At 36.0% G+C, this 22,332-nt stretch carries 25 protein-coding genes and 1 riboswitch; of the genes, 6 read left to right on the forward strand and 19 right to left on the reverse strand.

The window, feature by feature from the left end:
- Positions 1-106: 106 nt before the first annotated feature.
- From NST00_RS00955 to NST00_RS00985, 7 genes are all read right to left on the reverse strand, one after another.
- Positions 107-1,156: an AbrB family transcriptional regulator gene (locus tag NST00_RS00955; protein ID WP_340709512.1), complete on the reverse strand. Its 1,050-nt coding sequence runs from the start codon at positions 1,154-1,156 to the stop codon at positions 107-109.
- Positions 1,157-1,319: 163 nt separating this feature from the next.
- A complete protein-coding gene (locus tag NST00_RS00960; protein ID WP_016837368.1) occupies positions 1,320-1,592 on the reverse strand; it encodes a DUF1292 domain-containing protein in 273 nt (90 codons plus the stop codon).
- A gap of 26 nt (positions 1,593-1,618) precedes the next feature.
- Complete coding sequence (locus NST00_RS00965; RefSeq protein WP_340710135.1) at positions 1,619-3,070, reverse strand: protein adenylyltransferase SelO; 1,452 nt, start codon at positions 3,068-3,070, stop codon at positions 1,619-1,621.
- A 182-nt stretch (positions 3,071-3,252) separates the two neighbouring features.
- On the reverse strand, positions 3,253-3,783 hold the full coding sequence (locus tag NST00_RS00970; RefSeq protein WP_340709513.1) for a D-glycero-alpha-D-manno-heptose-1,7-bisphosphate 7-phosphatase: 531 nt from the start codon (positions 3,781-3,783) through the stop codon (positions 3,253-3,255).
- Positions 3,784-3,986: 203 nt separating this feature from the next.
- Positions 3,987-4,997, reverse strand: coding sequence for a DUF1835 domain-containing protein (locus NST00_RS00975; protein WP_340709514.1), 1,011 nt, complete (start codon positions 4,995-4,997; stop codon positions 3,987-3,989).
- A 195-nt stretch (positions 4,998-5,192) separates the two neighbouring features.
- Positions 5,193-5,489 (reverse strand): RNA polymerase alpha subunit C-terminal domain-containing protein, encoded by a 297-nt coding sequence (locus NST00_RS00980; protein WP_340709515.1) that lies wholly within the window; start codon positions 5,487-5,489, stop codon positions 5,193-5,195.
- A 15-nt stretch (positions 5,490-5,504) separates the two neighbouring features.
- Complete coding sequence (locus NST00_RS00985) at positions 5,505-5,996, reverse strand: hypothetical protein (RefSeq protein WP_016837373.1); 492 nt, start codon at positions 5,994-5,996, stop codon at positions 5,505-5,507.
- A gap of 552 nt (positions 5,997-6,548) precedes the next feature.
- Between NST00_RS00985 and NST00_RS00990 the strand changes: the two genes are divergently transcribed.
- Complete coding sequence (locus tag NST00_RS00990) at positions 6,549-7,133, forward strand: TetR/AcrR family transcriptional regulator (protein ID WP_016837375.1); 585 nt, start codon at positions 6,549-6,551, stop codon at positions 7,131-7,133.
- A 23-nt stretch (positions 7,134-7,156) separates the two neighbouring features.
- Positions 7,157-7,546 carry a DUF5367 family protein gene (locus NST00_RS00995; RefSeq protein ID WP_340710136.1) on the forward strand — a complete coding sequence of 130 codons (390 nt, stop codon included), beginning with the start codon at positions 7,157-7,159 and terminating at the stop codon, positions 7,544-7,546.
- A gap of 101 nt (positions 7,547-7,647) precedes the next feature.
- Here the strand turns inward: NST00_RS00995 and NST00_RS01000 are convergent, their stop codons facing one another.
- The 7 genes from NST00_RS01000 to NST00_RS01030 form a co-directional block, all read right to left on the reverse strand.
- On the reverse strand, positions 7,648-8,433 hold the full coding sequence (locus NST00_RS01000; protein ID WP_339289322.1) for a PhzF family phenazine biosynthesis protein: 786 nt from the start codon (positions 8,431-8,433) through the stop codon (positions 7,648-7,650).
- A gap of 41 nt (positions 8,434-8,474) precedes the next feature.
- Positions 8,475-8,594 carry a PhzF family phenazine biosynthesis protein gene (locus NST00_RS01005; protein WP_340709516.1) on the reverse strand — a complete coding sequence of 40 codons (120 nt, stop codon included), beginning with the start codon at positions 8,592-8,594 and terminating at the stop codon, positions 8,475-8,477.
- A 609-nt stretch (positions 8,595-9,203) separates the two neighbouring features.
- Positions 9,204-10,268, reverse strand: a complete 1,065-nt coding sequence (locus tag NST00_RS01010; RefSeq protein WP_168411850.1) for a branched-chain amino acid aminotransferase — start codon at positions 10,266-10,268, stop codon at positions 9,204-9,206.
- A gap of 314 nt (positions 10,269-10,582) precedes the next feature.
- The gene (locus NST00_RS01015) at positions 10,583-12,718 is read right to left on the reverse strand and encodes a bifunctional diguanylate cyclase/phosphodiesterase (RefSeq protein ID WP_016837379.1); all 2,136 of its coding nucleotides are present in this window, start codon (positions 12,716-12,718) and stop codon (positions 10,583-10,585) included.
- Between the two features lie 597 nt (positions 12,719-13,315).
- Positions 13,316-13,468 (reverse strand): hypothetical protein, encoded by a 153-nt coding sequence (locus NST00_RS01020; RefSeq protein WP_016837380.1) that lies wholly within the window; start codon positions 13,466-13,468, stop codon positions 13,316-13,318.
- Positions 13,469-13,620: 152 nt separating this feature from the next.
- Positions 13,621-13,764 (reverse strand): hypothetical protein, encoded by a 144-nt coding sequence (locus NST00_RS01025; RefSeq protein WP_016837381.1) that lies wholly within the window; start codon positions 13,762-13,764, stop codon positions 13,621-13,623.
- A 135-nt stretch (positions 13,765-13,899) separates the two neighbouring features.
- Positions 13,900-14,172, reverse strand: coding sequence for a DUF1450 domain-containing protein (locus tag NST00_RS01030; RefSeq protein WP_016837382.1), 273 nt, complete (start codon positions 14,170-14,172; stop codon positions 13,900-13,902).
- A 159-nt stretch (positions 14,173-14,331) separates the two neighbouring features.
- Between NST00_RS01030 and NST00_RS01035 the strand changes: the two genes are divergently transcribed.
- On the forward strand, positions 14,332-14,937 hold the full coding sequence (locus NST00_RS01035) for a class I SAM-dependent methyltransferase (protein ID WP_340710137.1): 606 nt from the start codon (positions 14,332-14,334) through the stop codon (positions 14,935-14,937).
- Positions 14,938-14,948: 11 nt separating this feature from the next.
- On the opposite strand, the gene NST00_RS01040 is transcribed toward NST00_RS01035, so the two are convergent.
- A complete protein-coding gene (locus NST00_RS01040; protein ID WP_157782643.1) occupies positions 14,949-15,110 on the reverse strand; it encodes a hypothetical protein in 162 nt (53 codons plus the stop codon).
- 332 nt (positions 15,111-15,442) lie between these two features.
- Between NST00_RS01040 and NST00_RS01045 the strand changes: the two genes are divergently transcribed.
- Positions 15,443-16,837 (forward strand): amino acid permease, encoded by a 1,395-nt coding sequence (locus NST00_RS01045; protein WP_016837385.1) that lies wholly within the window; start codon positions 15,443-15,445, stop codon positions 16,835-16,837.
- Positions 16,838-17,075: 238 nt separating this feature from the next.
- On the opposite strand, the gene NST00_RS01050 is transcribed toward NST00_RS01045, so the two are convergent.
- The gene (locus tag NST00_RS01050; RefSeq protein ID WP_016837386.1) at positions 17,076-17,606 is read right to left on the reverse strand and encodes a YceI family protein; all 531 of its coding nucleotides are present in this window, start codon (positions 17,604-17,606) and stop codon (positions 17,076-17,078) included.
- A 330-nt stretch (positions 17,607-17,936) separates the two neighbouring features.
- Positions 17,937-18,013: riboswitch (glycine riboswitch) on the forward strand.
- A 74-nt stretch (positions 18,014-18,087) separates the two neighbouring features.
- Between NST00_RS01050 and NST00_RS01055 the strand changes: the two genes are divergently transcribed.
- Positions 18,088-18,366, forward strand: a complete 279-nt coding sequence (locus NST00_RS01055) for an ACT domain-containing protein (RefSeq protein WP_026018995.1) — start codon at positions 18,088-18,090, stop codon at positions 18,364-18,366.
- 14 nt (positions 18,367-18,380) lie between these two features.
- A complete protein-coding gene (locus NST00_RS01060) occupies positions 18,381-19,742 on the forward strand; it encodes a PFL family protein (RefSeq protein ID WP_016837388.1) in 1,362 nt (453 codons plus the stop codon).
- 621 nt (positions 19,743-20,363) lie between these two features.
- Here NST00_RS01060 and NST00_RS01065 read toward each other — a convergent pair.
- The 3 genes from NST00_RS01065 to epsC form a co-directional block, all read right to left on the reverse strand.
- Positions 20,364-20,702: a rhodanese-like domain-containing protein gene (locus NST00_RS01065; RefSeq protein WP_016837390.1), complete on the reverse strand. Its 339-nt coding sequence runs from the start codon at positions 20,700-20,702 to the stop codon at positions 20,364-20,366.
- Positions 20,703-20,722: 20 nt separating this feature from the next.
- Entirely contained in the window at positions 20,723-21,226 is a 504-nt protein-coding gene (locus tag NST00_RS01070; RefSeq protein WP_016837391.1) for a DinB family protein, read from the reverse strand.
- A gap of 180 nt (positions 21,227-21,406) precedes the next feature.
- A complete protein-coding gene (gene epsC, locus NST00_RS01075) occupies positions 21,407-22,300 on the reverse strand; it encodes a serine O-acetyltransferase EpsC (protein ID WP_016837392.1) in 894 nt (297 codons plus the stop codon).
- Positions 22,301-22,332 lie beyond the last annotated feature (32 nt).

Genomic DNA, 22,332 nt, shown 5'->3' on the forward strand with positions numbered 1-22,332 from the left:
GTGAATCAACAATCGACAGTTTTTTACTATATTCGTCTGGTTTTTATGGCGACCCTACCATTAATAGTATCTATAAATGTTACTAGAAACAACCTTTCTGATTCTTTTAAGTATTAGTATTCCTTTCATCAATATATCGGCAAGATACTTTTAATAATGGTAAAACAACGATAAAAACAAATAAAATTCGAAACATTTGAAAGACCGTCACGATCGATACATCCGCTCCAATGGCACTGGCAAGTAGACTCATTTGATCCAGCCCTCCTGCCGCTGTACTTAATATACTTGTTGACAAGGAATATTTCATCATTTGTGTTAACATCCACCCTTGTACAAAAGTAAAGAGCAACAGGAATATGGCAGTTCCAACACCTAATAATAGAACCCGCTTCCCCAATTTTAGCATGTTAGGCTTTAGCAGCTGTCCTATATAAGCACCAATCATTAACTGTGCCATATTGAGAAAGAGGTTTGGGACTTCTGGCATTTCAATTGAAAACAATTGGAGACCAATCACGAATAATACGGGAGATAAAAAAGAAGAAACCGGAATTTTTATCTTCTTCCCTATCCTTGCAGCTACTATAGATCCGAGAATCAGTAGCAATAATGCCATCATTGAAGAGAAGGATAACATCGCTTCTTTCTTATCAGCTACTGCGTGGGCATGTAATATTAAGGGAATACCAATCACAATAGTGATTACACGAACAACATGAAAGTACGTGACAATGGCAATATCAATACCTTCTTCCTCTTCTGCAAAGGCCACAATTTGAGAAAGTCCTCCGGGAACCGTACATGTCAATGCGGTTTTTAATGAAAGCTCCCCCACTCTCACAAGTCCAAATGCTAATAGAACACTAAATATTATAATCATAATGTTCAATAACAACATGATTCCAATAAGCCAGCCCATGCCGGAAAAAACAGTTAATTGAAAGCTTTGGCCAATGGTAATTCCTACGATGATTAATCCGAAGTTGCGTAATGTTGATGGCCAATAGAGGTGTGTTTTGATAAAAAATTGACTGATTAACACTGTAAAAATCGGACCGAGTAACCAAGGAACGGGTAAATGCAAAATGTTAAAAAGGTATACGCCCAATAAACTGATAACTAATACAATGCCCATCGATTGAATTTTGTGCACATAGAAGTCCCCTTTTTCATTTTCTTTCTATAAATCTAACATAATTTAGCAATGCTTAAAATCTGCTTGCCAATATGGAGGGCTGCAATAATCATAAATATTTGATTATTATTTCTATAGATGAAAAAAACGGGAGCCTGTAAATCTTGCTCCCGTAAACATATTACTCTTCATCCATTTCATCCATCATTTGATCAAAGGCTTCTGACACTTTATCGAATTCTTCATCGGATTCAATCACGTCGAAGTCTCCCTCATCATCCACTTTCAAGAAAAAGACTTCGATATCCTCTTCATTCTCTTCATGTAAATCATCTGTAAAGGCAACTGCGACATAATCTTGTCCATCTACTGTCAGAGTTGCAACAACTTCAACTTCCTCTTCTTGTTCGTCATCCCCGATGGTAAACACTTCGCCAACTTCGATTTTTTCCATTTGAGTTCCTCCATTCTTTGCGAGTTTTACGTACCGCAATAGGTAATATACGGTTCATCTGGATATTCAGGCAATGTACAGTATTCCTCTTGTTCCGCTGAATATGCATAAGGATTCGTGATAATCGATAGCAATTTTTTCATAACGGTGAAGTCTCCTCGCTCCACCGCTGCTTCGATTGCTTCTTCTACCCGGTGGTTTCGAGGAATCACAGAAGGGTTATGTTGCTTCATCATTTGCATAATATCTATAGAATTTTGGCGTTTTAAGCGAGCTTGATAACGTTGGTACCAATCTTGAAATTCTGGAGTTTGGAAAAATGGTTCTTCGAATTTTTGCAAAGTTAACGCTCTAAACGTATTTGTATAATCTTGTTTATATGTTTCCATTAATTGAAGTAAATCTTGTATGAGTGCTTCATCATCCGCTTCTTCATTAAGGAGCCCTAATTTTTTACGCATACCGTCGAGATAATAAAATACGTAAAGGTCTGGGTAAGTTTCTATGGCTTCTTTTGCCAGTCTGACCGCCTTCTCTTTATTTTCATCAAGCAGCGGAATAAGTGCCTCGGCAAACCTTGCTAAGTTCCATCCTCCAATTTTAGGTTGATTTCCATAAGCATAGCGGCCGTAAGTATCTATTGAGCTGAAGACTGTTTCCGGATGATAAAGGTCCATAAAAGCGCATGGCCCGTAATCAATGGTCTCCCCGCTAACGGTCATGTTATCAGTATTCATCACACCATGGACAAAGCCGACGAGTTGCCACTTTGCAATAAGTGCTGCTTGCTTTTCGATGACTTCTTTTAATAATTGTAGATATGGATTCTTTTCTTTTGCAAGATGAGGATAATGTCTGTCAATAGTATAGTCGCAAAGGGCTTGTAAGTCTTCTTTTGAACCGAATTTTCGTGCATATTCAAAAGTTCCAACGCGGATATGGCTTGAGGCAACTCTTGTTAAAATAGCACCTGGAAGCAGTTGTTCTCGAATGACCGTTTCCCCTGTTGTGACAACGGCTAAACTTCTCGTTGTAGGAATCCCAAGGGCATGCATCGCTTCACTAATAATGTACTCTCGAAGCATTGGTCCAAGAGCTGCTCGTCCATCACCGCCGCGGGAATATGGCGTTCTTCCCGAACCTTTTAGCTGTATATCAAAGCGCTGATTCTGAGTATTCACATGCTCTCCCAAAAGAATGGCTCGTCCATCGCCCAACATAGTGAAATAACCGAATTGATGCCCTGCATAAGCTTGAGCGAGCGGTTCCGCTCCTTCCGGTATTTTGTTACCCGCAAATGTAGCAACCCCTTCTTCTGTCTGCAGTGCATCACTATTCAAATTCAATTCTTCAGCAAGAGATTCATTGAAAACAACTAGCTTGGGAGATGCTACTGGTGTAGGGTTTAGTTGTGTATAGAAAATAGGTGGTAATGTTGCATAACTGTTATGGAAATTCCATCCAGGTTTTAATTGCATTTGAATCGTTCCTTTTTTTCTTTTTATTTTTGCAAGTAAGTGGCGGTTTATACTTTCTTCGCATTTAGGATATGTGATGAACAAATTCGTGCGGTATCGAAGGTAGTTTGGCAATTATTCAAATACTTCCGACATGCGACCATTTACTTGCAGTTTTCAATAAAATATTCACATCTCTCATATTAATGCAATTTTGAATCCTTGATTATCCAATCGGCTGCAGTCAATAAATTCGGAAAAGTTACATCGGCTAAAGGTTCCTCTTCTCCAATAAAAACCGTCTTTGTACCTGCATTTTTCCCAGCTAGGATATCTGTATCCATATCCCCCACCATATAAGATTTGGGCAGGTCCACGTTATATTTTTCAGCCAAATCTTCAATCATTTTAGAACCTGGTTTGCGACAGGCACATCCAGCTTTCGGTTTATGTGGACAATAGACAACATCATGTATAATTGCCCCTTGTTTTTTCAATTCATTCACCATATGCTCATGAACCTTTTGAAGCTGGATTTCTCTCATAAATCCAAGCCCAACGCCTCCTTGGTTCGTCACCACGAAAATATAATCAAAATGTTCATTTAGTTTTCGAATAGCTTCCGGTACGCCCGGTAAAAAGTAAAGATCTTTTGGTTTATTTACGAATTTTACTCTCTCTGTAAGCACTTCATTAATAACGCCATCTCGATCTAAAAAGACCGCTGTTTTCATTTTGCCTCCTCCTCTTGTTATTGTTTGCGGAGAGACTTAAATTCATTAAATGAATCTGAGCGATAAAATGAACTGAACTTTATTCAAACACTTGATAATTACTTGCGGTTTACCGCTAAATACTTGCATCATCACAAATTCATACAATGAAGAGCAATTAAATAACGTCACCCTATAATAATAAAAGCATATATAAACATGCTTTAACCAGCAAGCGCTTCCTTCAATTTGACCTCATAATATCTCATGCCTCGGAGTTCGCCTTGATATTCTACTTTCCCTTCGGCAATTAATTGGCGCAAGCGGTACTCAAGCCATTCATAGCTCGTATGCTGCTGCATATGACCAAGCACTTCTCCAATTAATCTAGCAGCTTTAAGGAAATCCTTTTTCCCTTGCGTTTCATGAATCTCCTTCAATTTTTCAATGATGAAATCGTCATCCCGATTACTTTCAGCGCTCAAAATTTGCCCATTTTTATACGTTCGTAAAATCGACTCGGAAGTGAATAATTGTTCCCCTTCTTTTGCTAAAGAATGGCGCATTTCTACCGTCAATTCTTTCATTTCTACAAGTTCGTAACATGCACGTAACTGTTCAATATTTAATTCTCCCGTATGGCGAGGAAAATCTTCTTCTTTTCCTTTGTAAAGTTTGTGATAAGCTTCATACGTATTGATTTTACATACCGCATTTGTTTTTTCTTTCAATAAATAAAGCACTAGACGTAATCCTGTTTGTTCACTTGCATTTGAAGAAGTCCAAATCACCACTCGCTGCTCAGGGTTAATCGATTGAATTTTTTCAAACGCTTCTTTCATTTTAAATTTGTACCACTCTGCATGCTCTGAATCCCACTGATAGTTTTCTTTAAACCATTGATAACGTTGTTCGAAACCTTCTGGGGTATGATAATGTTTCAATGGACCTTCTGCAAAATAATCCGGTAATTCGATAATTTCCTCTGTTTGTTGATCTTTAAAAGCGTGTTTCAAACCACCAGCTGCAGAAGCACCGAATACTATATGGATGGTTTCAGGATTTTTCATGTTCGGTGTTTTTTCTCTTTTAATAAGGGCGTTTTTCAAGGATTGCATAAATTCTGGGAAGTCTTCATCAATATGTTCAGAACGGATCATAATCAAATGTAATAAACTTTTGACTTCCTGCTCGCTGAGATTTGAAATTGCTTTTTTTAATTGATTGATATCCATTTTTTACTCCCCTTTCTGAATTTTTAGAAGGCAATTGAAGCAGCAATAATAATGAAAAGTAACGACCATGCGGAAATTTCATCGAATGCAATTGTTTGTGAAGTCGACGATGAGAAAAAATTTTAAAATAAAGCCCGATATTAGAGAGTGTTCATTTATTTACGATGACAAATGGAAAAAGTTTCAAGATTAAAATTATTCCTTACTAAAACTTAATCCCGCTTCATCTAACGCCTCTTTCATTTTCTGAAGCGCAGTTTTACCAATGCCATGAAGGGACATGATTTCTTTCTCCGTATATTTCGAAAGTTCCTCAACAGTTGTAATCCCCTGGCTTTCAAGTGCTCTTCTTGCCGGGGCGGAAAATCCAGCTAAGAAACCCTCTGTTGGTTTTCGTTCTACTTCACAAGTTGGACAAGTGTTGCAATCACTGCTTTTATAATATCGATGACCCTTCTCACAAACTCTTAATGTTTTTTCCGAACGCTTCATCATCATTCCACCTTCCTACTCGACGTCCAAGTCGGTATCATCCGTTAATGAAGCTCGAATGAGGTAAAGTACAGGAATATGTGTATTCTCCTCAACCAATTCTTGAGGAGGTGATTGACTAGTACGGACACTTATCGAGCTCCCGTCATGTGCTTCAAAAAGTCCCATATACCCTAATACTACATCCTCTGTCAGAGGAACCTTATCACTGACAATCGAACTCCAAGATCCCGCTTCTAATGTTTCACCCGGTTTGGAAATATGGCTACTCGACATAGAATGACCTGTTTCATTGATAATTGCACTACGCAAATAATAGTGTTCCCACTCAAGATTTTCTAGAAAATAAACGAGAATTTCTCCCTCTTCATTTTCAATGATTCCCCCGATGTCTCCAACCTGCTCAACTAAATTTCCGTATTCATAACGTTCCACCCATACCCGCAATAATTTTTCCTTTTCCGCTTTGTATTCATAATGAAAAATCTTTCCCCCAACTGCTGCCATTAACCTGTTACGTTCTTCATCGGATTAATTTTTTTGCTTAATCGTATTACTCTTTGTCACTTGATTGTTACAAGCAGCTAATATTATAGTTGCTAATACTATAATGAACAAACGAAATTTCACTTTATCACCTTCATGTAAACTTTTAGTAATTATAGATTTTTACTGCCTACTATTTCAATCGAAAAAGCAATAAACTACTCCTTGGATGAAATTGTATGGGTTCTGGATTTTTAGGGATTTATTGTAAAATTAATAATAAGGGGGATAAATCAATGTGGAATTGGATTTCTTATATTGGAGGAGTTTTAATGGGTTTATCCGTTCTATTAATTGCTTTCGATATAGGAATCCTAATTCCAACTTTAGTATTTATTTTTGGGTGTTTAGTTGTAATTTTCAGGAATGATATACATAAAGAATTATCCCTCTTAAAGATATACGTATATAAATTGATAAGCAAAATATTTAACAAGTTGATTGTCATGTTTTATATTCGTTGTTATTATAATGTTAAGTTAGTTAGTTGAATAACTAAGATGGGGTGATGAAATGGCAAAACCTAATGGTATCAGTAAAAGTGAACTGATTAAATATGCGAAGGAATGTTTAGTGAATAAAGGGATTGAAAATTTCACCTTAAGAGCAGTGGCTGAGACGGCAGGTGTAACACAAGGCACAATTTACTACCATTTTAGAACGAAGGAACAATTGTTAATTGATATTGTTCAGGACATTTGTGACAACAGCTGGCGGGAAATAGCGGAGAATAAAGAAAATATGATGGAGCAAGCGATTGCATCAGCAAAAAGTCGTTGTTCATATGAATCGTTTTTCCATAAATTATTTATTTCATTGGTTGCTTCCAGTTTTAACAACGATGAGATAAGAAGTAAACTTGGCGAAATCATCCAGTTAGAAAATAAAACTCTGTCCGAGAAATTATCAAACTTGTGGATGGAATCACCAATAAAAGGCGTTTCTTTTGAAACATGGGGGATTTTATTAAATGCTGTAGTGGATGGATTGGCATTGCAAGCATTATTACAAAAAGACTTGCCTATTGATCAAATATACAAAGAACTCGAGCATTTCATTAATGGGCTTAGTCATTTGAAAGGTATGGAGGGGAAATAATGAAAAATTACTTCTTCACAGCTATGTGGGGGTTGGCAGTTTGGTTATTTGCCACATTATTTTTCAGATTTTTCGGTGAATATGTTCTCTTTAGCCCAAGTACGAGTAAGTTTTTGATTAGCACTATCCTATTATTAGTTGGAACTGCAGCTTTATTGTGGGGTGTAACTTATGTTTATCATATCTTTGATAAGACCAATAATGCACCATTAAAGTTTGGATTAATCGGTACTATGATTGGTTTAGTATTAGATACATTTTCGTTATCCTTTCATCATATCGTTTTTCCGAAATTAGATGATTCGCAAGTTATTGCATTTACTGCATGGATGTCTTTTGCGTATGCGTTATATTTATTGATTCCTCTCATGATAAATCATAAGGTAAGTGGAAAAGAAAGAATTCAAGTATAAGGCAAGTGCCGTTCTAGTATTCCATATGAATGGCCGTTTTCAAAATATCTAACTGGAAAAGGGGGTTTTTTCCCCCTTTGCATCCTAATAACCTTCTTCCATCAAATAAATATTTTCCCCTCTAAATAAACAACCGCTTCGCCGGATATTTGAATTTCATCTCCTACATCTTTACACAAAAGTTTTCCTCCACGGGAGGACAATTGCAACGCTGTGAACTCCCCTTTCTTTAAAACTCTTTTCCAATAAGGAACCAATGTGCAATGGGCGGAACCTGTCACCGGATCTTCATCTATTCCAGCCTTTGGTGCAAAAAATCGAGAAACGAAATCAACCTCTTTCCCCTTCGCAGTCACAATTACGCCGAAAGCATCTAATTTCTTTAATTCTTCCACATTGATATTTATATTTCGAATCTCTTCTTCTGTATCAAACACCGCTAAATAGTCCCTAGCTACATACACCTCTTTCGGTCTTTTGCCTAAACCTTTCACAAGAGCTTCTGGAATTTCACAAGGCTGCCCTTCCCGAGATGGAAACGACATCGTTAACAAGGAACCATTCTTTGTCACGGTTAAGATACCGCTTTTTGTATGGAATTTTACTTGTGTCATGGACCGGTTAAGATATTGAAAAACGACAAATGCTGTTGCTAATGTAGCATGTCCACACAAATCGATTTCAGTTTTCGGTGTGAACCAACGTAACTCGTATTCTTCATTTTGTTGATGAACGACAAAAGCTGTTTCTGATAAATTATTTTCCGCCGCAATTTGTTGCATTATTTCATCTGAAAGCCAATTCTCAAGAGGAACGACCGCTGCTGGATTCCCTTTAAATGGTTCACTTGTAAATGCATCTATTTGATAAATAGGTATCGTTGGCATTTTAGACAATCCCCTTTCTTTTATAAAATTTGCCTTACTTGTTATATTTGTTGCATTATTTCATCTGAAAGCCAATTCTCAAGAGGAACGACCGCTGCTGGATTCCCTTTAAATGGTTCACTTGTAAATGCATCTATTTGATAAATAGGTATCGTTGGCATTTTAGACAATCCCCTTTCTTTTATAAAATTTGCCTTACTTGTTATAAGAGATAATAGTCAAAGCAGCGACAATAATAGCCATTCTTCATCCGATATTAGTCAAAGTCTGCAATATAATTGCCAACCGAAAAAAATCTACTCCCCCAAGGAACGATAATAGTCAAAGTCTAGAACTTTATAGTCAAATCTCAATGGATAATAGTCAAACTCCTCAATATATTTGCCATCCGAATAAAATCGGCTCTCGTAAGAAACGATAATAGTCAAAGTCTGGAACTTTATAGTCAAATCCCAAAAGATATTAGTCAAACACTTCAATATATTTGCCAACCGAATAAAATCGGTTCCCCCAAGGAACGATAATAGTCAAATGCTAGAACTTTATAGTCAAATCTCAAAGGATATTAGTCAAACTCCTCAATATATTTGCCAACCAAAAAAATTGGCTTCCGTAAGAAACGATAATAGTCAAATGCTAGAACTTTATAGTCAAATCCTAAAAGATAATAGTCAAACTCCTCAATATATTTACCGTTGAAAATGCACAAGATGAAAACTGAAAAACTCGCACCTTAGCGAAAGGTGCGAGTAAAATTAAATTAAATTAAATTATACGCGTACAGTCCATCCGAATGGATCTTCAATTCTTCCGTATTGGATGCCCGTTAACGTATCATAGAGCATTTGAGATACTTCGCCGATTTTTCCATCATTTATGATGATGCGATGGTCTAAATATTTTAATTCCCCTACTGGTGAAATCACCGCGGCAGTGCCTGTCCCAAATACTTCTTCGAGCGTTCCGTTTTGAGCAGCCTCCACTACTTCATCAATTGAAATGCGTCGTTCTTCTACTGGAATATTTTTAGATTGTAATACTTTAATCATCGAATCACGCGTAATACCAGGTAAGATGCTTCCTGTAAGCGCTGGCGTAATGACTTTACCATCAATTTTGAAGAAGATGTTCATACTCCCTACTTCTTCAATATAGCGTTTTTCAACACCGTCCAACCATAATGTTTGAGAGTAACCTTCTTTTTCAGCGTTAATTTGTCCAATTAAGGAGCTTGCATAGTTACCACCTGTTTTTACTTCACCTGTTCCACCCACTACTGCACGAACATATCGCTCTTCTACCATAATTTTTAATGGATTAATGCCTTCTTTATAATAAGAACCGCTTGGAGACAAGATAATCATAAACAAATAGTTTTTAGCAGGATGTACACCTAAAAACGGCTCAGTTGCAATGATGAATGGACGGATGTATAAAGAAGTTCCTGGTGCATCCGGTACCCAATCCCGGTCAATATCCACTAATTTTTTTAGCGCTTCTAATGCAAGATCTTCATCCACTGGTGGGATGACTAATCGTTCATTGGAATGATTTAATCGTCTAAAGTTTGCATCCGGGCGGAATAACTGAACTTCTCCATCTGGTGTACGATACGCTTTTAAACCTTCAAACACTGTTTGGCCATAATGGAATACCATACTGGATGGCTCTAGACAAATTTTTTGATAAGGTACAATGCGGGGGTCGTGCCATCCTTTCCCTTCTGTATAATCCATTATAAACATGTGATCAGTAAAATAATGTCCAAAGCCAAGTTCGTCCGGAGCTGGCTTTTCTTTCGGTTTGTCTGTTAATTCTACTGTTATTTCTGTCATAGTAAAGCCTCCAATATTTTGTTGAATATTCAGAAAAATTTTTCTGTTATTAAAATAGTATAATACTTTTTTTAACAATTGTTAAAAGAATATTTAGAAAAAACTAACTAAATTTTATATAGAAATGCTATTTGATGAACTATTTTTATAAAATAGTATTTTAACAGAGAATTTCTATTAATATTTCAGTTTCTTTATTCTTATAAAGTAAGACAAAATTATTTTCATATAAAACAAAGATGAAAACGCAAAAAAAATCCTGCGATTAAAGATATCGCAGGACAAATTTTGTACAATCAAACTATATTACTTGATTAAGATGTAATAAAACCTTTACTACGGATATATTCTTCAAATGCTTCTTTTCTCAATGGACGGCTATAAAAATAGCCTTGTCCAAAGATACAACCATCATTGCGAAGCGCTCTCACTTGCTCTTCAATTTCTATCCCTTCCGCAATTACTTTTAACCCAATTGTTTCTGCCAAATTAATAATTGCTCTTACAATGGCCTTACTCTCCTCATTTTTATGAATATCCTTAACGAATGAAGCATCTACCTTTAACGTGTCAATTGGAAGATGCTTAATATAGCTTAATGAGCTATATCCCGTGCCAAAATCATCCACCGAGATATGAATTCCAAGACTGCGAAGGCGTTTCAATATCGGAGTTATGCAATTTAAATCTGCAAAAATACTTTCCGTCACTTCCAACTCAAGCAATTTCGGATTAAATCCGGTCTCCTTCAACACTCGCTCTACCTGTTGAACGAATTTTGGATCTTGCAATTGACGAACCGAAACGTTGACAGATACAATTAACTGCCCGAAACCTTTTTCTTGCCACTCTTTTGCTTGTTTGCAGCTTTCATTTAAAATCCATTCCCCTAATGGAATAATTAAGCCTGTTTCTTCAGCAAGAGAAATAAATTTCCCTGGAGGAATTGTTCCTAAATCTGGATGATTCCATCGAACCAACGCTTCCATACCGACAATCTCATCACTATGAATATTGAATTTTGGTTGATATTCTAAAAAGAATTGATGTTCGTTTAATCCTTTTCGCATAGCATTCTCAATTATGCGTCGCTCTAAGGACATATTCTCCAATTTTTTATTGTAAACAGCATAATTGTTTTTACTGTTTTGTTTTACTTGAGTTAAAGCAGAATCTGCGTTTTTAATAAGCTCTTCCGGTGTTGTGCCATGTTCAGGATATGAAGCCACTCCAATACTGCAAGTCAATACATGGTCCTTTCCGTTTACAACAATGGGTTTTTGAAACTTCTCAATTATGTTATTCACTATGTTAATAGTATCTTGTTCGTCTTTAATATCACGCAACAGTACAATAAACTCATCACCGCCCATTCGAGCCACTAAATCGATCTCTCGAATCGATTCTCGAATGTTTTCAGCAGCTTTCACAATGACTAAATCCCCATTATCATGCCCAAGTTGTTCATTGATTAATTTAAAATTATCTAAGTCAATGAATAAGATAGAAAATTTTTTATTCGTTAATCGAACATCCATAACATACGATCGAAGCTCATTCATAAAAGTTGGACGATTAGGGAAATTTGTTAAACTATCGTGATAGGCTAAGCGATAAAGATTCTGCTCTACTTCTTTACGAACACTTATGTCGCTCATGACAATTAATACTAAATTGTTTAACGGATTTTCATCATCATGAATGATTTTAATCGTCGCTTCCACATCAATGTATCTTCCATCACCATGGAGCAATCGAAACTCCAACTTACGCGAAGATTTCCCTCTGGACATATTCAATAATTTTTGGATTTCCTTTTTTAACAGTTCTGAATCTTCCAAGTGAATTAAATTAAATAAATTTTGTTTTTCTAATGATTTTAAATCATAATGTAGTAGTATTTGGAATGTTAGAGAGACGTAATGAAAAGCACCATCTGCATCAACTAACGCTACAAAGTTGTCGGAATGTTCGGCGATTAACTCATATTTTTTGTAGCTTCGTTCTAGTTCTTCTTCCAATTCTTTTTCTTTCGTAATATCTGTTCGAATGGAGAGATATTTATATGGTTTTCCTTTCTCATTTAAAAAAGGAACAATAGTCGCATGGACCCAATAATAAGAGCCATCTTTCTTTTTATTTTTTATTTCGCCTCTCCATATGTTCCCCTTCCCTATTTCACTCCACATTTGTTTAAAAAATTCTTTTGAATGAAAACCAGAATTGATGACACGGTGAGTCTTCCCTATTAATTCTTCTCGAGAATATTGGGCAATTTCACAAAATAATTCATTGACATATGTAATTCTTCCTTGTGCATCCGTAATAGCGACAATAGAGGATTTATCTAATGCATATTTCAGTTCTTTTAATTCTTTCAATTCTTCAGCCAAACTTTGTATGTCAATTTGCTGTTCAACATTGAACGAAACATTTGTTTTATCATCCATAAATCATTAATGCTCCTTTACAGAAAACGAAAAATATCCAAAAAATACCATTTTCCTATTATCCATACTTAAGCGCTCTTGGAAATAACACTAATTTTTTACTATTTTTATAATATCATATTAACAAAAAGCAATAATTAAGGTTAAAAAGTAATAATTAAAATGAATAATTTTTATAAATTTGTTGAAATTATGTCATAATTTCTCTAATTTTATTTGCAGAGCATATTTTATTGGATTTCCACCTTATAGTAACGTAAAAATTAACAAAAGGTGAATGTTGAATAAATTTATTGAAAGAAGATGAACTAGCTTTTCTGTGCGAGATAAAACGAAAATGCTTAGATATATACTATTGTTTGTGAGGAGAAAAAATTCAATAAATTGATAGGAATTTTCGTTTCTGGGAGAAAACACATCTTGCATATGAGAATGAAATTGACTTGGGGGAAGAATAGCTTGTATTTCATTACAAGAGAGAAAATGGCTTAAAAAAAGCTGAACCGCAAACCGCTAACGGTCTTTACGGACAGCCTTTTAGAAAAGAGAGGTTATGAGGTTAAAGTTGTAGCTATAATTTGTGTAAAGTCGGAAAAATTATTCCTTTGATGAAAGCAACTTCATTAGGCTTTTTATGTCTTCTTGCAAGGATTTCACTTCATCTTCAAGCCGATCAATTTTTTCATGCAATGGTTGTAATTCTCCATCTAACATATTTTTTAGACGTTCTGCTTTTTCATTTTGTTCCATAAACTATTCCTCCAAACAGTTTGCTGAACTTAAAGATGTATTCCGTTTACATCTTTATTGTATAACATCTTTTCTATAAAAATAGGATTTTACGAAAATCGTCATGTGATTGTCATTTTTCGATCAAATAAAAAAACGCTTAAGGAAATTCCTTAAACGCCCGCCCCGAATATCAAACTGTATATGAAGCCGTAAATGACACAAACAATTGTTGCAATAATAATGAAGACACCTAAATAATATAAAATATTGATTAAGATCTGCTCAAATCCATAACCCATGGGATAATAACCCATTTCCTTCCCTCCGTTGCAGAAGATTCGTTCACTTTTGATATATGCAAAAACGGTTGAACTGTTACTTCTAGAGGAATTCTGTATTCATCGAAGAAAACTGTAAACCACCTGTTTGCTTCTTCAAATTGCGGCTCTTCACTCAATCGGATTCAACTTGATTTCTTCATCGATTTTTTCTAATAACTCTTTTGCGTTGTCTGCTGAAATTGGCTCGCCATTAACAAGGGCATAATAATGACCGTCGCAAATTTCACAATAGGAATTACACCCTGTATCTTCCACTATTACATCTTCTCTCTGTTCCAACTCATCGTATACATCTGGATGGCAATAAGCCTTGTTCGATACACAAAATTCAACTCTATGTTTGAAAGGTTCACTTTTTCGACCGAATAATTTTTTGAACATGTGCGCACTCCTTCACTATGTAAACCGTTAATTAATTATATTATACTATGTTCTACTCTTTTCATCGTGAATAAACTTTGACAAACCAACTAAAAGGATGTACACCTTTTCACCTCTTCGATATACTAAAAAACACCTTATAAAGATGGGAGAATAATGATGAACGAAACAGAATATGATCGCTTCCTCCATATTGAAACTTGTGGATCGAATAACGGTATCTATCAATCCATTCATTATAATCGCTATGAACCCACTCCTTATTCTGCCTTAGAAGAATTGCTAAAAAATTATCAAATCAACGAGAACGACTCCATTGTCGATTTTGGCTGTGGATTAGGGAGATTAAGCATTTTCCTCCACTACAAAACAAATGCGTCTGTCTTGGGTATCGACATGAACGAGCAATTCATAAAAGAAGCAATGAAAAACCGAGAACGATATTGCAAGAAGTTTAAAAAAAAGGAAGATAAAATCCAGTTTCTCCGCTGTTTCGCTCAAGATTACCCAATTCAACCGACAGAAAATAAATTTTATTTTTTCAACCCTTTTTCCTTGCAGATATTTATGAAAGTGCTACATCATATCATGCTCTCAATCGAAGAGAAAAAGCGACCTGTGGACGTAATTTTATACTATCCATCAAATGACTACATCGATTATATAAATCATTACACTCCTTTTGAAAAAGTAATGGAAATTCCCATTCCTACATTGCACGAAAAAAATTGGCAAGAACGTTTTATTATTTATCGATTAAAATAGGAGCCATTGTTTTAATGGCTTTTTTTCATTATTTTTTGCCGTTCTTTTAAGATAAATCCCCCAAAAATGACCGTGCATCCGACAATGGAAATAATTAGTGCGAAGGCTGTCCATTTTGAAAAATAAACGCCAAATAGCAATAAAAATATCCCCATCCATATAAATATGTTCATATTTTGATTCTCCCTTTTCTAATAATGTTCTATCAAGTTAATTACACTTTCCCCATTGTATGAGAGAGCCTTACTAGATATGCTTCACATGCTTTGAATATGTTTTTAAAATGTAGGACAACTTAATAAGGATGGGAATAATTTATATTGTTATATTACAATAATAAAAATTGATATAATAATCAGAAATTTGTTAATTAATTAAAAATTATAACTTTTTGATTCTTCAACACTTCAACGCGAAAAAGTGCTATACTTTATTCGATTTTATTTTTAAGTAATAAAAATCACCAATAAATAAATTATTATATCAAAATAGGATGGAATGAGCTATGAAAAATCAATTATTTCGAAAATTATCTTTAAGCGAATTATTGAATCAAAAAGGCACATCACAGTTTAATAAAACAATGAATTCATTTGATTTAATCGCTCTTGGTGTTGGAGCAGTTGTCGGAACAGGGATTTTCATTTTACCAGGTACTGTAGCTGCTGTTCATGCAGGTCCTGCCATCGTTTTCTCATTTATTTTGGCAGCAATTGTATGCGCTTTTTCAGCCTTATGTTATTCGGAATTGTCTTCATCGATTCCAGTAGCTGGTAGTGCCTATACATATTCCTATGTGATCTTTGGCGAGCTAATCGCTTGGATAATCGGATGGAGTCTTTTGCTTGAGTATGGTTTAGCTGTTGCAGCAGTGGCAACTGGTTGGTCTGCTTACTTTCAATCTCTTGTTGAAGGATTTGGCATTCACGTACCGCAAGCATTATCAGGTCCATTCAGTCCAGCAAACGGAACATATATCAATTTACCAGCCATTATAATTATTTTACTTTTAGCTTCCTTCCTATCATTAGGAATGAAAGAGTCTAACCGATTAAATAAAATCATGGTTTTCATTAAACTAGGGATTATTTTACTCTTTATTCTTGTTGGAATGTTTTATGTGAAGCCTGACAACTGGCAACCATTTATGCCATTTGGTTTTGGTGGGATTTTATCAGGAGCAGCACTAGTAATCTTTGCTTATTTAGGTTTTGATGCGGTATCTTCCGCTGCTGAAGAGGTAAAAAATCCACAGCGAAACATGCCAATTGGAATTATCGGAACGCTCGTGATTTGTACAATTTTATATGTAGCCGTTTCCCTTGTGTTAACAGGGATGGTTCCATATACAGAATTGAATGTAGGAAATCCTGTTGCTTATGCGATGGAAATGAAAAATCTTGATTGGGTATTTGGTGTTATTTCGCTCGGAGCAGTCATTAGTATGATGACGGTGATTTTCGTTATGCTTTACGGAGGTACTCGCTTAGTGTACTCCTTTGCTCGTGACGGAATGCTTCCAAAAGTGTTATCAGAAATTCACCCTCGCCGTAAAATCCCGTTAAAAAATACATGGATTTATGCAATATTTGTATCTTTATTCGCTGGTTTTATTCCGATTGATAAGTTGGCAGAACTTGTGAATATCGGTACATTGATTGCTTTTGCTGCTGTATCGATTGGCGTTATCTTTATTAGAAAAATGAAAATTGATGGATTAAAAGAAGGATTTAAAGTACCATTGTTCCCAATTGTGCCAATTCTTTCTTGCCTCCTTTGTATTTTCATGATCGTCCAATTATCTACATTCACAATGTTTACTTGTCTTATCTGGATGATTATTGGTTTATTAGTGTATTTTGTGTATGGAAGGACGCATAGTGTATTGAATAAAAAATAGAATCAAAAAGCTTGTTGCCATGAGTGCAACAAGCTTTTTTTCGCTTGAGCATCATTTTAAAACAATAAGCTTTTTCTTTCCTTCATAATTAATAAAAGTTCTCTATTTGAGTCAACACCTTTGCGACGAAGATATGTTTCCCGCCGGAGTAATGTTCGGTAAAAGAAAAATTATTATCAAAAAGTAAGGGTGTCTGGAAAGTTTTCGCTTTCTAGACACCCTCTTCTTCCCCCACTAATTAGCTTGCAGGGTTCACTTCTAATTCTGCTTTTATTTTAATGTCTTTTCCTACCAATACGCCACCTGTTTCAAGGGCAGCGTTCCATGTAAGCCCGAATTCTTCACGGTTGATTTTTGCTTCCGCTTCGAATCCGTAAACTTCCACGCCCCAAGGGTTTTTCCCTTTACCATTGTACTCCACTTCGAATGTGACTGGTTTTGTTACATCTTTAATTGTTAAATCCCCTGTCACTTCAAATTCGTTATCATCTGTTTTCGTAATCACTTTGGATTGGAACGTAATTGTTGGATATTTTTCCGCATCAAAAAAGTCTGCAGATTTTAAATGATTATCGCGATCTTCTGATTTTGTATTAATGCTCGCAACATCAAAGGTAAATGCAATTGTAGCAGTTGTCAGATCCGTTAAATCTTCCGCTTCAATTTCAGCCGTATAAGAATCAAAATGCCCTCTCACCTTTGACACCATCATATGCTTTACTTCAAAACTAATTTCTGAGTGTGATTTATCAACAACCCACTTCGCCATTTTCATACCTCCCATATTATCCTATTTTGAATTCAAGATATATATGAATATTTATTTCGAATTAATTTATTTTGAATTCGAGATAAATATATCATGCACTTATTTTTTTGTCAATCCTTCCATTTATGAATCTCATGTTTTATTTCATATATTCCCTCTTCTTTACGAAAAAAACATTTAATCTACATTTTGAATCATAGATTGAATTTTCCTTTTTATGAAAAATTTCAATATATTTTTTGTTGACCAATTGTTCCAAAGGTGTTAGTATCTTTTAGTATTGGAACTGAATAGGTGTAGCGATGAATGCTGTGGGTAAAACTACACGCAGGAGCAGCTTCTGGAGAGACCACGTTTTGTGGCGCCGAAGGATTCACAATCTCAGGCAAAAGGACAGAAGAATGATAAACCTTATTATTCTTTTGTGTTTGAGATTGGGAAGCCAATCTCTTTTTTTATTACATCAATTGAGGTGAAACAAATGAGTGAACGTAGAAAAGCAATTGTAAGTGTCATTGGAAAAGATCAAGTTGGCATTATCGCAAAAGTAACGACTGTGATTGCAGATCGAAACATCAACATTTTAGATATCAGCCAAACGATTTTACAAGATTTCTTCACAATGATGATGGTGATTGATGTGACCGATTTACCTAATCTTGAAACTCTACAACAAGAACTTAATGAACTTGGTCAATCAATTGGCGTTGTCATTACTGTACAACTTGAAGAAATTTTCCAAGCAATGCATCGTGTGTGAAAGGACGTGCAAATATGAATTTTGAAATTCAAGAAATGATGGAAACCATCCGAATGGTTCGAACTGAAAACTTGGATATCCGTACAGTTACGATGGGGATTAATCTCAGAGACTGTGCAAATTCCGATTTCGATAAAATGAATCAAAAAATTTATGATAAAATCACTCACTACGCAAAAGATTTAAAGACAACAGCTGAAAAAGTGGAGAAAGAATACGGCATCCCTATTATTAATAAACGTATTGCCGTGACCCCAATTGCAGATCTTCTAGGCAATGCAACAAAAGATCAAGCAGTGGAACTTGCCAAAACATTAGACCGTGCTGCTGTAACCCTCGGTATTGACTTTATCGGTGGATTTTCGGCCCTCGTGCATAAAGGAATTGCGAAGGGAGACCAAGTATTATTTGATGCCCTACCAGAAGCTCTAGCAGTCACGGAGCGAGTTTGTGCATCCGTTTCTGTTGGAACAACAAAAGCCGGCATCAATATGGATGCAGTTCGTCAATTAGGTGAAATCATTAAAGAAACAGCAGAGCTTACAAAAGATAAATCGGGTCTCGGCTGTGCAAAGCTTGTTGTGTTCTGCAACCCTGTAGAAGATAATCCGTTTATGGCAGGAGCTTTCCTCGGATCCGGTGAAGGAGAAGTTGTGTTGAATGTCGGAGTTTCCGGACCAGGAGTTGTGTTGAATGCACTAAAGCGTTATCCAGATGCGGACTTAGGTGAAGTGGCAGATATTATTAAGAAAACCGCATTTAAAATTACCCGCGCTGGTGAATTAATTGGCCGAGAAGTAGCAAAACGCTTAGGGGTCCCATTCGGCATTATGGATTTGTCACTGGCACCAACAAATGCGATGAACGACAGTGTTGCTGAAATCTTAGAAGAAATTGGTTTGGAACGTGTTGGTACACACGGCACAATCGCCGCCCTTGCATTAATGAACGATGCAGTGAAAAAAGGCGGAGCGATGGCTTCTTCCTATGTGGGTGGATTAAGCGGTGCCTTCATCCCAGTTAGTGAAGATAACGGTATGATTCGTGGTATTGAAGAAGGTGCTCTAAGCTTATCAAAGTTAGAAGCGATGACATGCGTATGTTCAGTAGGGCTTGATATGATTGCCATTACGGGAGACGCACCTGCTAGTACCATTTCTGCAATGATTGCAGATGAAGCGGCTATTGGTATGATTAATAAAAAGACAACAGCCGTTCGCGTCATCCCTGTCCCTGGTGCAAAAGAAGGCGAAATGGTGGAATTTGGCGGCCTGCTTGGACGAGCACCTGTGATGGGAGTAAATCCATTTAGCTCTGAAAAAATCATTCGCCGAGGTGGACGCATTCCAGCTCCACTACAAGCGTTGGGGAATTAATTGATATAAGTGATAGAGCGAATGTAGAAAGTGATGAAGAGATCAGCTTTCTCATTCGCCCTTTTACTTGGCTATTATGAAATTAATCGATTGACTATTATGTTTACAGGTTTGGCTATTATCCCTTGATGATTGACTATTATTGTCATGACTTTGGCTATTATCACATGCCCCGAAAGCCATTTTTTGTCGATTGGCCATTATATACGCAAGTTTGACTATTATCTTTTGGAGCTTGACTATTATCAGCTCGATTCTGACTATTATCTCTCTTTTCAAGTGTAGATTTTTTTCGATTGACTATTATGTTCACAAATTTGGCCATTATCTCTTGATGATTGACTATTATTGTCATGACTTTGACTATTATCACATGACCCGATATACTTTTTTGGTTGATTGCCAATTTCACTCTTAGTGGATATCTTGTAATACTAAAGATGAAATGGGCGCGCCAAAATAATAAACTATCCTGCCAAAGTGCTTCCAAGACAGGATAGCATATCCTCCTTTCAGATACATTAACTTCTATCCTCAATGTAAATCCACCAAAAAAGCAAACTTTTCAGAAAGCCAATCCAATACCCACAGCTACTATACAACATTAAAACGTCTTACGACTTACTTCTTTATATAATCCTTCCAAGCTGTGAGTCCCCCATCTAATACAACTACATCATAATCATGTTTGGATAGAATGTTTGCACATTTTGTTGCAGAATTGCCTGTTGTGCAAGTGACAATGATTTCGCCTTTCTCAGGTAAAGCTGATATGTTTTTATCTTGATTATTTTCTAACTCGAAAATCTCTGTTTTATGGATATTAAGTGATTGGATGTTTTCCCCTTCAATATGGAAGGTATTATATTTCTCTTGATCTCGAACATCTAAAATCGTGAGTTGCTCACCTTGCTGCATTCTTTGGAACAATTCTTCTGGTGAAATTTTTTTCAATACCATCTTAAAATCCTCCTATGAAATTATAGTGGTGGTTCCTCTACTCCTAGATTAATCCAATCTTCTTTCGGCGGCCCATAAACGCCAAACGGTTTTAGCCCTGCTTGTCTCATTAGTACTGTTGCTTGTCCACGATGATGAATAATGTGTTTAATAAGCCCCATTAATATTTGGGCATTTGTTTCTTCTCTTCCAAAAGCAATTTGCACTTCTTTCAGTGATTCATCTGTCCATTGTTCTTGAATGACTTTCGCTGCACGAGCGCTCACTTCTTTAAAAGTATCCGCAATTTCCTTCGCCGAATCAGGAACTTTATCTGCATTTTCGACTAATTCCATTCTCAAACCAAAATGCACTAAATATTCCGGAATATTAGTTGTAAAATGCCAAACAATTCTTCCGAGCGTACGCCCTTCCGGATAAACTTTTTGTTTTAGAGACTCATCGGTTAGCCCTTCCAAAACCTTTTGCGTTAAGTTCGCCTCCCAATTCCATTCTCTTATAAAATCTTTAATTGTTACATACATAAAAAATTGCCTCCATTCTTTTGAAAAGATAGATAAGAACATCCGTTCTAATATTGTACCCGTATCCAAATAAAATATCAATTTTTTCCACCATTTGTTTTTGGAATATTGAGACCATAAGACTACATGAAGATATAAAAAACCCTTAAGCAATCATGTTTGCTTAAGGGATAGACAATCCTATTCTTTTTTCTGCTTAATATTTGGAAGCGGTTGGGAGTTGTAAATTCTTGAATATGGTGGAACGGATTGAGTTAACCAAATGTTACCGCCAATGACGGAATCATGTCCGATTTTCGTATCTCCACCTAGAATTGTTGCTCCCGCGTAAATCACTACATTATCCCCAATGTCTGGGTGACGTTTAATTCCTTTAATCGGGTTTCCATTTTCATCTAACGGGAAGCTTTTTGCCCCAATCGTTACACCTTGATAGATTTTAACATTTTTACCAATTGTGCTTGTTTCTCCAATCACCACACCTGTTCCGTGGTCAATGAAGAAGTACTCGCCAATTTTTGCTCCTGGATGAATATCAATACCTGTTAAACTATGAGCATGCTCTGACATAATTCTTGGGATAATTGGAACGCCTGCTTGGTATAATTCGTGAGCTATCCTATGTATCGTAATGGCTGTAATGGATGGATAGCTGAATAAAATTTCTTCTAATGATAAAGCTGCAGGGTCTCCATTGTAAGCCGCTTGAATATCCGTTTGTAGAATTTCACGAATTTCAGGTAATTTGTTGAGTAAATCCACAACGATTTCTTCTGCTCTTACTTCCGGTTGGCTTTCTCCATTATTTTTGAGCACTTTCGAAATGATATCTTTTAAATCTAGTGCAGTTGATCTTAATAGATTCCCAATGTTTGTCTCAATGCGCAATTCGTCTTTAAAGGTGTCGCAAAAACAAGGGTATAACACTTTACGGAAGTTCTTCAAAATTTTAATAATCTTTTCTTGCCCTTCAAAGCCGATAGATTGTTCAATTGGAAAGTGTTGTTTATGAACATCGAGCAATGAATTGGCGATGTTTGGTACACCATTGTTTAACCATTCATCTAATTTCAATGAATCCACCACCCTATTTTTTTTCGAAGGAA

It is taken from the genome of Ureibacillus sp. FSL K6-0165, from assembly GCF_038004285.1.
GTDB classification, from domain to species: Bacteria; Bacillota; Bacilli; order Bacillales_A; family Planococcaceae; genus Ureibacillus; species Ureibacillus thermosphaericus.